This is a genomic window from Streptomyces winkii, assembly GCF_032248595.1.
GTDB lineage: Bacteria > Actinomycetota > Actinomycetes > Streptomycetales > Streptomycetaceae > Streptomyces > Streptomyces winkii.
Map to the genome: position 1 here is coordinate 614,828 of NZ_JASTTH010000002.1, position 12,271 is coordinate 627,098.

The 12,271-nt window shown below is 72.8% G+C and carries 9 protein-coding genes, 1 pseudogene and 1 riboswitch; of the genes and pseudogenes, 5 read left to right on the plus strand and 5 right to left on the minus strand.

Features of this window, described 5'->3' with window-relative positions:
* Positions 1-373 precede the first annotated feature (373 nt).
* The 4 genes from pknB to thiO form a co-directional block, all read right to left on the minus strand.
* A complete protein-coding gene (gene pknB, locus QQM67_RS07000; protein ID WP_314172723.1) occupies positions 374-2,410 on the minus strand; it encodes a Stk1 family PASTA domain-containing Ser/Thr kinase in 2,037 nt (678 codons plus the stop codon).
* A 309-nt stretch (positions 2,411-2,719) separates the two neighbouring features.
* On the minus strand, positions 2,720-3,463 hold the full coding sequence (locus tag QQM67_RS07005) for a thiazole synthase (RefSeq protein WP_314173010.1): 744 nt from the start codon (positions 3,461-3,463) through the stop codon (positions 2,720-2,722).
* A 120-nt stretch (positions 3,464-3,583) separates the two neighbouring features.
* On the minus strand, positions 3,584-3,814 hold the full coding sequence (gene thiS / locus QQM67_RS07010) for a sulfur carrier protein ThiS (RefSeq protein ID WP_314172724.1): 231 nt from the start codon (positions 3,812-3,814) through the stop codon (positions 3,584-3,586).
* Positions 3,811-5,061 (minus strand): glycine oxidase ThiO, encoded by a 1,251-nt coding sequence (gene thiO / locus QQM67_RS07015; protein WP_314172725.1) that lies wholly within the window; start codon positions 5,059-5,061, stop codon positions 3,811-3,813. Before thiO ends, thiS begins: the two co-directional genes overlap by 4 nt.
* Positions 5,057-5,166: riboswitch (TPP riboswitch) on the minus strand. It overlaps the preceding gene by 5 nt.
* A gap of 216 nt (positions 5,167-5,382) precedes the next feature.
* Between thiO and QQM67_RS07020 the strand changes: the two genes are divergently transcribed.
* The 5 genes and pseudogenes from QQM67_RS07020 to QQM67_RS30765 form a co-directional block, all read left to right on the plus strand.
* A complete protein-coding gene (locus QQM67_RS07020) occupies positions 5,383-6,624 on the plus strand; it encodes an NAD(P)/FAD-dependent oxidoreductase (protein WP_314173011.1) in 1,242 nt (413 codons plus the stop codon).
* A gap of 180 nt (positions 6,625-6,804) precedes the next feature.
* A complete protein-coding gene (locus QQM67_RS07025) occupies positions 6,805-7,170 on the plus strand; it encodes an Rv2175c family DNA-binding protein (RefSeq protein WP_197353091.1) in 366 nt (121 codons plus the stop codon).
* A gap of 270 nt (positions 7,171-7,440) precedes the next feature.
* On the plus strand, positions 7,441-8,121 hold the full coding sequence (gene thiE, locus QQM67_RS07030) for a thiamine phosphate synthase (protein ID WP_314172726.1): 681 nt from the start codon (positions 7,441-7,443) through the stop codon (positions 8,119-8,121).
* 227 nt (positions 8,122-8,348) lie between these two features.
* Entirely contained in the window at positions 8,349-9,266 is a 918-nt protein-coding gene (metF, locus tag QQM67_RS07035) for a methylenetetrahydrofolate reductase [NAD(P)H] (protein ID WP_314172727.1), read from the plus strand.
* A 39-nt stretch (positions 9,267-9,305) separates the two neighbouring features.
* A pseudogene (locus tag QQM67_RS30765) lies at positions 9,306-9,578 on the plus strand (hypothetical protein); the annotation flags it as partial.
* A 1,224-nt stretch (positions 9,579-10,802) separates the two neighbouring features.
* On the opposite strand, the gene QQM67_RS07045 reads toward QQM67_RS30765, so the two are convergent.
* On the minus strand, positions 10,803-12,269 hold the full coding sequence (locus tag QQM67_RS07045) for a phytoene desaturase family protein (RefSeq protein WP_314172729.1): 1,467 nt from the start codon (positions 12,267-12,269) through the stop codon (positions 10,803-10,805).
* Positions 12,270-12,271: the final 2 nt, after the last annotated feature.

Consider the following 12,271-nt stretch of genomic DNA (forward strand, 5'->3'; position numbering starts at 1 on the left):
AAGGCGGTTTACGCCGAGTTCCGAATCCCCGGCGCGTGCGACCGAGAGCAATTGTTAAAGGCTCCGAAAACACAGCCCAAAAGTGTGACGTACTATCCCGGCTCGTTATTCGGGAGCCGTGAGGGGGCGGGCGGAGAGCGGTGCGACCACGTTTCGCCCCGCGGACCGGGGGTAGCGCCGCGCACTAACCGCCGTCGTAAGTGATATGGGTCCTATGTCGGGAGTCACACCGGAAGCGGCCGGTCTCACGGCAGGTGAGGGCGTATGAGCGCCATGTCAGCGATCGGCGGGGCTCACGGGGGTGCCTTCCGGGGGCAGTTCGGGGCGGCTCAGGGGTGCGCGGTAACCACGGCGCCCGGCCGGGTTCTGGGCCTCAGCGCAGCCAGATCGTGACGCTGGAACCCCGGGGCGCCTCGTCATCGCCGCCCGGCGACTGCGAGAACACCTTGTTGCCGAAGAAGATCCTGCGCACGGTGACGTCGAAGCCCGCGTCCTTGAGCTTCTTGACCGCCTGCTTCTGCTTCAGGCCCTCCACGTCCGGGACGTCCACCGTGTCCTGGCCCTTGGAGATGGTGAGCGTCACCGTGTCGCCCTCGGCCGCCGGGCTGCCCTCGGCCGGGGTCTGGCGGGCGACGCTGCCCTCGTCCTCCTCGGAGAAGACGCGCTGGGGGGCGATGCGGACCTTCAGGCCCTCCTCGCGCAGATCGTCCGTCGCCGAGTCCTCGTCGTCGCCGACGACGTCCGGGACGTCGACCGGCGCGCCCCTGGAGACCGTCAGCGCGACGGGGGAGCCCGGGCGGCGCTTGCTGCCGGCCTCCGGATCGCTGGCGATCACCGAGCCGCGGGCCGTCTCCTCGCTGAACTTGTGCTTCACGACACCGGCCTCCAGGCCCGCGTCCTTGAGCTTGCGCCGGGCGTCGGTCAGCGGCGTACCCGCGAGGTCGGGCACCTTGACGATCTCCGGTCCGCTGGAGACGACGAGCGTGACGCTGCCGGTCCTGCGGATGCGCTCGCCCGGGTCCGGGTTGGAGTCGATGACGTGGCCGCGCTCGACGCGCTCGCTGTGCTCGCGGGTGACGCTCACCTCGAGCCCGGAGTCGCCGAGGATCTTCCTGGCGTCGGACTCGGTCTTGTCCAGCACGGCGGGGGTCTTCGTGAACTGCCCGGAGTTGATGTACCAGACGCCCGTGCCCACCAGCAGCACCAGCATCGCCGCCAGCACTCCGATGAAGACCCGGCCGCCGCCGCGCCGCCGTCGCCGGTCGGGGCCGCCGCCGCGCGGCGGGGCGGCGAAGCGGGCCGTGCGGTCGATGTCGTCGCCGTCCCCGTGGCCGTACTCGTACGAGGCGGCGACGGGGCGGGGCAGGACGCTCGTTTGCTCTTCGAACCCGGACGTCCCGGGAGTGCCCGGCGGCGCTCCCGGGCCGGGGGCGGAGCGCAGGCGCGCCTCGCCGAGCGCGGTGTCCGCCGCGAGGACCTCGGCGAGCCCGGGCTGCGGCTCCTTCGCCCGCGGCGGTACGGCGTCCAGCTGCGCGGCGGTGAGGCGGCCGCGGACGCCGCGGGTCTCGGAGAGCATCGCGCCCGCGTCCTGGGGGCGGCCGTCCGCCGCGCGCGCCGTGGCCCGCGCGACCAGCGCGTCCAGCTCGGGGGCGAGGCCGGGCACGGACGCGGACGGGGCGGGCATGTCCTCGTGCAGATGCTGGTAGAGCACCTGCGCCGGTGTGCCGCCCGCGTGCGGCTTCTCGCCGGTGAGCATCTCGTAGAGCATCACGCCACACGCGTAGAGGTCCGTGCGGGTGTCCGCCGTGCCCTGCTCGATCTGCTCGGGGGCGAGATAGGAGACGGTGCCGAGGATCGTGTCCGACCCCACGGACGTCTGGCTGTCCACGGCCCGTACGAGACCGAAGTCGGCGACCTTGACCCGGCCGTCGTCACCGATCAGCACGTTCTCCGGCTTCATGTCGCGGTGCACCATGCCCGCGTGGTGCGCGGCGCCGAGCGCCGCCAGCATCGGCTCCAGGATGTCGAGGGCGACGCGGGGGCGCAGCGCGCCGCGGTCGCGCAGGACGTCTCTCAGGGTGCACCCGGAGACGTACTCCATCGCCAGGTACACATACGTGCCGTCCGTGCCCTGGTCGTAGACGCCGACCACGTTGGGGTGGGCGAGGCGGGCGACGGACTTGGCCTCGCGGATGAAGCGGGCCACGAAGGCGCTGTCGCCCGCGAGCGAGGGGTGCATGACCTTCAGGGCGAGCTCGCGGTCGAGGCGGGTGTCGACGGCGCGGTAGACGGTCGCCATGCCGCCGACGGCGATGCGCGACACGACGCGGTACCGGCCGTCGAGCACCTGGCCGATCGGCGGCGTCTCCCCGGCGGGGCCGGAGGAGGAGTCCTGAAGGCTCGTATCCATCGACGCAGAGTCTACGAGTCATCCCGGCGACGGAAATCCGTGATGCGCCACGCAGCGGACGATGGGGCCGAATGGCGAGGAGAATCATCCGTATCGCCCCTTTTTGTCCTTTTCGGGACTTTGGTCGGAACGGACGTCCGACGGCGCTCCGGCGGGACGCGGAATTCTCCGGCTCCGCCGGTTCCGGGCGGCGTCTCCGTGCCTTCCCCTCTCTCCTTTCCGGCAGCGCCTTTCGTCGGGGCCGAGCCGAATTCCGTCCCGGGACTTTCGTCCCCTTCCTCTCCAGGGACCTTCGCCCGCTCCGCCCGCTCAGCCGAAGGCGGGGCGCTCCGGGTCGAGCGCGGCCACGCCCTCGGACGGAGAGGAGGCCTCCGCGAAGTGCCGGCGCGGGATGCGCCCCGCACGCCCGGCGAGGCGGCCCGCCTCCACCGCGTGGCGCATCGCACGGGCCATGAGCACCGGCTCCTGCGCCCTCGTCACGGCCGAGGCGAGCATCACGGCCGCGCAGCCCAGCTCCATGGCGAGGGCCACGTCCGACGCCGTACCGGCGCCCGCGTCGAGGACGACGGGAACGCCGGCGCGCTCGGTGATCAGCTGGAAGTTGTGCGGGTTGCGGATGCCGAGCCCCGAGCCGATGGGGGAGCCCAGCGGCATGACCGCGGCGCAGCCGGCGTCCTCCAGCTTCCGTGCGAGGACGGGGTCGTCGTTCGTGTACGGCAGGACGGTGAAGCCGTCGTCGACCAACGTCTCGGCGGCGTCGAGGAGTTCGACGGGATCGGGCAGCAACGTCCGCTCGTCGGCGATGACTTCGAGCTTGACCCAGTCAGTGCCGAGCGCCTCCCGGGCGAGCCGGGCGGTGAGCACCGCCTCGCCCGCCGTGTAGCAGCCCGCCGTGTTCGGCAGCACTCCGATGCCGTGCTTCTCCAGTACGGACAGCACGGAGCCCTGGACCGTCGGGTCGAGGCGGCGCATCGCGACCGTCGTCAGCTCCGTTCCCGACGCCACGAGTGAGCGTTCCATGACGTCGAGGCTGGGCGCCCCGCCCGTACCCATGATCAGGCGCGAGCCGAAGGCGCGGTCGCCGATGACCAGCGGGTCCGGCCCGGGGGAGGACGACGCGGACGCGTGGGACTCGGGGTGCGGTGTGGCGTGGACCGCGGTTCCGGTCATGGGTCAGCCTCCTTGGACTGCGGTCAGTACCTCGACGCGGTCGCCGTCCGCCAGCCGCGTGCGCGGCCACTGGCCGCGCGGCACGACCGTCTCGTTGACGGCGGCGGCGACGCCCGAAGGTGCGGACGTGAGCTCCGCCACGACCTCGTCGAGCGTGGAGCCCGAACGGACCTCGCGGGAGGCGCCGTTCACGGAGACGGTGACCGTCGCGGCGCCCGGGGGGAGTGTCGTCATGCTGAACGCTCCTGCGGCTCGCTCGAGGAGAGGACGCCGGCGGCCCCGGCGGCCGGACCGCCGAACCGCGCGGGCGTGAACGGGCGGGCCTGCTCGGGAAGTTCGCCCTCCGCCAGCAGCTCGCCCATCGAGTCGCCCGTGACGGGCGTGAGGAGCACGCCGTTGCGGTAGTGCCCGGTGGCCACATGCAGGCCGGGCAGCGCCGTGGGACCCAGCAGCGGCGCGTTGTCGGGCGAGGCGGGGCGCAGGCCCGCGGAGGTCTCGGTCAGCGGCAACTCGGTGACGCCCGGGGTGAGTTCGTGTGCGTCACGCAGCAGTTCGTAGACCCCGCCCGCCGTGACCGTCGTGTCCCAGCCCAGCTCCTCGCTCGTCGCGCCCACGACCAGCTCGCCGTTGGCGCGCGGCACGAGATAGACGGACCCGCCGCGCACGATCGCCCGGACCGTACGGGAGAGGAAGGGCCCGTACGACGAGGACGGCGGCATGCGCAGCCGTAGCACCTGGCCCTTGACCGGCCTTACGGGGGGCAGGAGTTCGCCCGGCAGGCCCTCCAGACGGGACGCCCACGAGCCGGTCGCCAGCACGGTCTGCCCGGCCTCGACGCCGGTGCCGTCGTCGAGCGTCACACCCGTGGCCCGTCCGGCGGTGACCGTGAGCCGCCGTGCCGCCGCGCGCAGGAAGCGCACCCCCGCGCGCTCGCAGGCCAGCAGCAGCGCGGTGGCGAGGCGGCGCGGGTCCGCCTGGTGGTCGCCGTCGACCCGCAGCCCGCCGCGTACGGACGGCGCGAGCATCGGTTCGAGGCGGCGGCACTCGCGGCCCGTGAGCCACTGCGACTCGAGCCCGCAACGCCGCTGGAGCGCGTGGAGTTCACGCAGGTGCGCCCGGTCGTCGGCGTCGAGGGCGACCGCCAGCGTGCCGCACGGGCGGTAGCCGATCTCGTGCCCGCAGGCCTCCTCCAGCTCCGCCGTGAAGTCCGGATAGCGGGCCGCGGAGGCGAGGTTGAGCGCGAGCAGGGACTCCTCGCCGTAGTGGAGTTCGGTGACGGCCGCGAGCATCCCGGCCGCCACCCGCGCGGCGCCGCCGCCCGGTTCGGGGTCGACGACCGCGGTGTCCAGTCCGCGCTGGGCCGCCCGCCAGGCGGTGACGAGGCCGATGATGCCGCCGCCGACGACGGCGACGTCGGGCCGTGCCCGCTCGCCGGACTCCCGCCGTACGACGGCGGCCGGGGATGTGCCGGTGCGACGCATGGAAGCTGCTTCTCCCTTCGCCGGAATGACCCGGATCAGGTTCGTACGGTCGGAGGCCGCAGCCTCCCTCTCAGTCCGGTGCGCCGGACTCCCGCGTATCTGCTGTGTCTGCCGAGTGTCGAGTCTCTCGCGCAGCCGTGCCAGCCGTGCGGCTCACCGCCGGGGGCGGGACGGTTCGTACTGCCCGGCCGCAGCGTGTACGGGCCGCCGCGGAGCCGCTGTTGTGACATGCCTGCCTGCGCAAGCCTACTGCGCCGTTCCCGTCGTGTGACCGGCGGCCGCCGCGGTGACCGCCCCGGAGGGCGCCGTCGCCGTCCTAGGATTGATCGTGTGAGCGACAGCCGGAGCGAGCAGCGGATCGTCGTCGTCGGAGCGGGAATGGCCGGCGTGCAGACAGCCGTACAACTGCGTGAGCAGGGATGGCCGGGCGGCATCCGGCTGATCGGCGGCGAACCCCATCAGCCGTACGACAGGCCGCCGTTGTCGAAGGCGGTGCTGCTCGGCAAGGCCGACGACGCGACGTTCGACGTCGACTTCGGCTCCATCGGCGTCGACTTGGAGCTCGGCCGGGAGGTGACCGGCCTGCGCACCGCCGAGAGCCTGGTGGAGACGGCCGCCGGAGCCCTGGCCTACGACCATCTCGTCATCGCCACCGGCGCCGAGCCCGTCGCGCTGCCGGGAACCGAGGACGTCCCCGGCGTCCATCTGCTGCGCACGCTGGACGACGCCGCCCGGCTGCGCCCCGTACTCGCCGCCCGCGGTGAGGTCGTGGTCGTGGGTGCGGGCTGGATCGGCGCGGAGTTCACCACCGCGGCACGCGAGGCGGGCTGCGCCGTGACCGTCGTGGAGGCGGCGGGACAGCCTCTGCCGGGCGCGCTGCCCGCGGAGGTCGCGGTGCACATGCGGGACTGGTACGAGCAGAGCGGTGCGGCGCTGCGCACGGGCGTCGCCGTGCGCTCGGTCGACGCCGACGGGGTGCTGCTCGCGGACGGCACACGGCTGCCGGCCGACGCCGTCGTCGTGGGCATCGGCTCCCGCCCCGCGACGGGCTGGCTCGCCGGTTCGGGCATCGAGCTGGGCGGCGACGGCGGAGTGGTCGCGGACGAGGAGCTGCGCGCCTCCGCCCCGCACGTGTACGCGGTGGGCGACTGCGCGTCCTTCCCCTCGGCCCGGTACGGCCGGCGCCTGCTCGTCCACCACTGGGACAACGCGCTCCAGGGACCGCGGGTCGTGGCCGCCAACATCATCGCCGGGACGCTCCCGGACGGCGAGGCGGAGCGCGCCGTCTACGATCCGGTGCCCTACTTCTGGTCGGAGCAGTTCGGCCGCTTCATCCAGTACGCGGGGCACCACGGGGGCGCGGACGAGCTGGTGTGGCGCGGCGACCCGCGCGAGGCCGCCTGGTCCGTGTGCTGGCTGCGCGAGGGCGCGCTCGTTGCACTGCTCGCGGTCGGCCGCCCCCGGGATCTGGCGCAGGGCAGAAGGCTCATCGAGCGCGGTACGCCGCTCGACGCGGAGCGCTTGGCCGACGCCGCGGTGGCGTTGAAGAAGGCCGTTCTCTGACGGTGCCCGCCGGGGCTCACCGGCTCCGTCACGGGCCGGCCGGGCGGGGAGACGGCGGTGGAACGGGCCGTACCGCCAGGGCAGAGGCCCCACCGGCGGGAGTGCACGCGGGCGTACCGGCGGCGTAGTGGCGGCGGCCACACAGTAGTGACTGTCTCAGCGGGATGGCACGCTGGTGGCGTGACAGAGATTGATGCAAAGACCGATGCTCTCGTCCCTGCCTGGCTCACCCTGCCCGACGTCGCCGAAAAGCTGGACATCCCGGTGACTCGCGCCCGCCAGCTGGTCAAGGAGGGCCAGCTGATCGCGGTTCGCAGAGGGGAGGAGCGGACCTTGCAGGTCCCCGCGGACTTCATCGGATCGGGCCGCATCGTGAAGGGCCTGGTCGGCACGATCACGCTCCTCAAGGACGACGGCTTCAGCGACGAGGAGATGCTGGAGTGGCTCTTCACCGAGGACGAGAGCCTGCCCGGCACCCCCGCCCAGGCCCTGCGTGAGAACCGCGGGACAGAGGTGAAACGGCGCGCCCAGGCACTCGCCGTGTGATTTCCGGCACACAGCGGAGCACGAAGCCACCAGGTACGGAGTACGAGGCGCGGGCACGGCCACGAAGCACGAGATTCCGGCTCACCGCTTCAGCGCTTGCTCACCGCCGCACCACTCGGTGCTTCACCGCCTGACGGCCTCACCGCTTCCCGCCTCGACGCGCCACCACCGTCCGGAGACGCGTCACACCGCACACATCCATCGGCGTGCGGGCCAGGCGCGGCGCTGCCGCGTCCGGTCCGCACGCCCCCGTCCGGGGGGACCTCCCGCATGAGCGCCACCACCGCCCGCCGGTTGCTCGCCGGTGCCCGGCTGTATCTGTGCACCGACGCGCGCAAGGAGCAGGGCGATCTTCCGGAGTTCCTCGACGCCGTGCTGCGCGGCGGCGTCGACATCGTCCAGCTGCGCGACAAGACGATGGAGGCCGCCGAGGAGCTCGAACACCTCTCGGTCTTCGCGGACGCCTGCCGGCGCCACGGAAAGCTGCTCGCCGTCAACGACCGCGCGGACGTCGCGCACGCCTGCGGCTCTGACGTGCTCCACCTCGGCCAGGGCGACCTTCCCGTCCCCGCCGCCCGCGCCGTGCTCGGCGAGGACATCGTCATCGGCCGCTCCACGCACGCCGAGCGGGAGGCCGCCGCGGCGGCGGCCGAGCCCGGCGTGGACTATTTCTGCACCGGTCCTTGCTGGCCGACTCCCACCAAGCCGGGCCGCCACGCCCCGGGTCTGGATCTGGTGCGGTACACGGCCTCGCTGGGCACCGGCCGTCCCTGGTTCGCCATCGGCGGGATCGACGCCTCTAACCTCGACGAGGTGCTGGACGCCGGGGCCAGGCGCGTCGTCGTCGTACGCGTCCTGACCGGCGCGGACGACCCGGAGGCCGCCGCGGCGGACCTCGCCGGGCGCCTGCGGGAACGGGCGGCGGACGACGAGACGGCCGCCCGGCGCTGAGCCCGCTCCGGCAGGGCCGGACAGTCCACCGGCGCCGACCCGAACCCGGCCCGGCGCAGGCCACGCGGACCCGAAATCGCTTGCCCGCACCCGCCGCGCGCCGTGTTCCGGGAGCGTATCCAGCGTGAACACCACGGGAAATGCCACGCCGACAAGGGCGGACGGAACGGACGTAAGCGCTTTTCACGCCCCGTCGCCCCCTAGCCAAGGCCGATAGCCTGCAAGGCATGGCCATCGGTATCTCAGCTACCAGGACAGACAGCACGGCGACAGTGCGTGACCTTCTCGCAACGGGACAGCGCTCGTACTCGTTCGAGTTCTTCGCGCCCAAGACCGAGAAGGGCGAACGCTCGCTGTGGAACGCCCTGCGGCGGATCGAAGCCGTCTCACCGACCTTCGTCTCCGTGACGTACGGAGCGGGCGGGTCCTCGCGCGAGGGGACCGTACGGAACACCGAGCGGATCGCCAACGAGACCACGCTCACCCCGGTCGCGCACCTCACCGCCGTCAACCACTCCAGGTCGGAACTGCGCAACGTCATCGGCCAGTACGCGGACGCGGGCATCCGCAACGTGCTGGCGATCCGCGGCGACCCTCCCGGTGACCCGATGGGCGAGTGGGTCAAGCACCCCGAGGGCCTCGAGTACGCGTCCGAACTCGTCGAACTGATCAAGGAGTCCGGCGACTTCTGCGTGGGCGTCGCGGCCTTCCCGGAGATGCACCCGCGCTCCGACGACTGGGACACCGACGTGCGCCACTTCGTCGCCAAGTGCCGTGCCGGGGCCGACTACGCGATCACGCAGATGTTCTTCCGCGTCGAGGACTACCTGCGGCTGCGGGACAGCGCGGTGGCCGCGGGTTGCGAGACCCCGATCATCCCGGAGATCATCCCGGTCACCAACGTGAAGCAGATCGAGACGTTCGCACAGCTCAGCAATGCGACGATTCCCGGCGAACTGGCGGACCGACTCCGGGCGGTCGAAGACGATCCCGCGGCGGTACGCTCGGTCGGGATCGAGTACGCGACGGAGATGTGTGCGACGCTGATGGCCGAGGATGTCCCCGGACTTCACTTCATTACGCTCAACAACTCCACGGCAACGTTGGAAATCCATCAGAATCTTGGACTCCACAACCGATCCTGAGCCGAAGTAGCCGGCCGAGGCAGTGAGAAGGGGGCGCACATGGGCTGGACAGTCCTCTACATCGCGTTCGGCATCGTCGCGCTGTGGCTGTTGGGCGAGGTGCTGCTTCAGTACAAGGCGCGACTGCGCTGGCGCGTGCTGGCCTTCACCGGCTTCCTGTGCGTCGTGGCGGGGGCGATCATCCCCTCGGTCGTCGTGATCGGGATCGGGATCGCCGCCTTCGCCACCGGCCAGACCTTCGTGACGCTCTCGTACCGGCGCGGGTTCGTGGCGGGCTGGGCACTCACCGGGGTGCCCGGCGTCAGCCGCCGCCGCGAGGAGCCGGAGCCCGAGCCCGAGTTCGACATGCCTCCGCAGTTCGACGCCGTGGAGGCGCCCGAGCCCGTCCCGGCGCTGACCGCGTCGGGCGGCTACGGGTCGGACGCGTTCCAGCCCAACGCTCTCCAGCCCAACGCCCTTCAGCCGAACTCCTTCGAGTCCAACGGCTACGAGACGGCCGCCTTCGCCGCCGTCGACCCGATGAGCGCGCCGAACGGCTTCAACGGCCAGAACCGGTACGACACGGGGGGCTTCGCCGCCGTCGACCCGATGAGCGCGCCGAACGGCTTCAACGGGACGAACGGCAACGGCTACGACACCTCCGCCTTCTCCACCGCCGACGCCTTCGCGGCTCCCGGGCCCCCCGCCCCGGGTGGCTTCGATTCGACACAGGCGTTCAGCAGTCCGTTCAGCCCCGAGACCGACGGCTACCAGACCGGGGGCTTCCCCTCGGTCGGCGGCTACGGCCCGCAGGAGCCCGGCCAGCAGCAGGTTCCCGTCTACCAGCCCGGCCCGATGCCGGACGAGACAGGCGAGTTCGGGATCGGCGGCTACGGCGGCTACGGATACCCGGCCCCGGGGCAGCAGTCCGGGAGATACCAGGAAGCCGGGATATACCAGGACGGGACCGGCCAGCAGCAGTACGCCGCGTACTCCGATCCGTACGCGGCATTCGAAGCGAACGGCAACGGCGGCGCACCCGCGGCCCCTTCGTACGACACCTACGGCGGCGGATACGACACCTACGGCGGGGGGTACGGCGGCTACGGCGGCGGCCTCGGCGACCAGCAGGGGTACGGTCCCCAGCAGTCCCCGTACGGGATCTCCGACACCTTCGGCGGTGGCGGCGGCCTCGGAGCGGGCGGTTCCGGCGCGGACGCCTACGGTTCCATGTACGGCAACGGCGAGACCTACGCCGACGGGCAGGCCTACTTCCCGCAGGCGCCGACCGGCGGCGCGGGCGCCTGGGTGCCGCAGCAGCGCGACCCCAATGAGCAGATGCAGTACGACCAGATGCAATACGAGCAGCAGCAGGCGTACCAGTACCAGAACGGCGATCCGTACGGCTACGGCACGCAGGGCAACGGGTACGGAACGCAGGGCAATGGATACGGCGGGGGCAACGGGTACGGGTCCGGGAACGGTTACTACTACTGACCCCTCGTCGTTCCGTTCGCCCCGTCCAACTGTCCGGCTCTCCACGCGAGTTGGCGTGAGTCAGTACGAGCCGCGCCAGTCGTCGCCCTCCACGATCAGCCCGGCCACCAGAGCCCCGGACATCCCCGCGTGCGCGGCGCCTCCGCCCGGATGCGCCCAGCCGCCGGCGCGGTAAAGCCCCTTCACCGCCGTCCCGTTGGGCGGACGCACATCCATCGCCTCGCGCCCGGCGCGTCCGCGCCCGCGCGTCCCGGCCAGCACCGGGGCAGGCACGAGACCGCCGGGCGCCCCTGTCTCCGCCTCGACGTCCCGGGGCGTGCGCACCTCGCGCCACAGCACACGGGCGCCCAGTCCGAGTCCGGCGGCGTCGGCCGCGGCGGTCAGCCGGTCCGCGAGCCGTGACGCGTCGTCCTCGCCGCGCACCTCGTCCGGCCGGACGGCGACCGACAGCACGGCGGTCTCGTGGGCTTCGTCCGGGCACAGGGAGGGATCGTCCGGGCGCAGCACCGTCAGCGGCTGCGCTGGAGCGTCGGCGCGGTGCACCACCGTGCGGTGAGCCGTCCCCTCCGGCCGCGCCCCGCGCAGCGCGAGCAGCACCGTCAGACGCGACAGGGCGGGCACCGCCGCCGGGTCCGTCTCCTCGGCCGTCCCCGGTACCCGGAAGCCGCCCACGACCACGGCGTCCGCGGGGACGTCCGGCGCCCCGGCCGGTGTCACGCCCACGGCTCTGCCGTCCTCCTCGACCACGTCCACGACCTCGCAGCCGAAGCGGAAGTCCACGCCGCGTTCCCGGCAGCGCGTGTGCAGGGCCTCCGCGAGGACCCGCATCCCGCCGCGCACGTACCAACTCCCGAAGGTGTGCTCCATGTACGCGAGCACCGCAGCACCCGCCGGGGCCTCTCGCGGGTGCAGCCCGTGGGCGTACGCGCAGGCGCTCAGCATCGCCGCCAGCCGCGGGTCGCGCAGCTCGCTCCCGGCGGCCTCGGCGAGCGTGGGAGGGCGGCGGCGCAGCAGCCCCTTGCCGCGCAGCGCGGGATAGGGGTCGCGGGCGAGGACCTCCCGCAGCTCGCCGACGCGGCCCGCGGTCAGCGGCTCTTCGAGGAGCGGCCGTCTCGTGGCGTCCCAGACGGTACGGGCCCGGCCGAGCATGTCCGTCCAGCGCTCGCCCGCGCCCGCGCCGAGAGCCGCGTCGAGCGCCGCGAGGACTCCCGCGCGGGAGCCGGACGGCAGCGAGACCGCGGTGCCGTCCGCGAAGACGTGCCGGATCGCCGGATCGAGCCGGACGAGCTCGACGCGGCTCTCCAGCGATTCCCGGCCGGTCTTGACGAAGAGGTCGCGGTAGACCGCCGGAAGGTGCAGAATTCCGGGCCCGGTGTCGAAGCGGAAGCCGTCCCGCTCGTGGCGCCGGACCCCGCCGCCGTATGTCTCCGCACGCTCGTACACCGTCACCCGGTGCCCCGCCGCGGCGAGCCGTGCGGACGCCGCCATGGCGCCCAGCCCGGCGCCGATCACCGCAATCCGTGCCATGA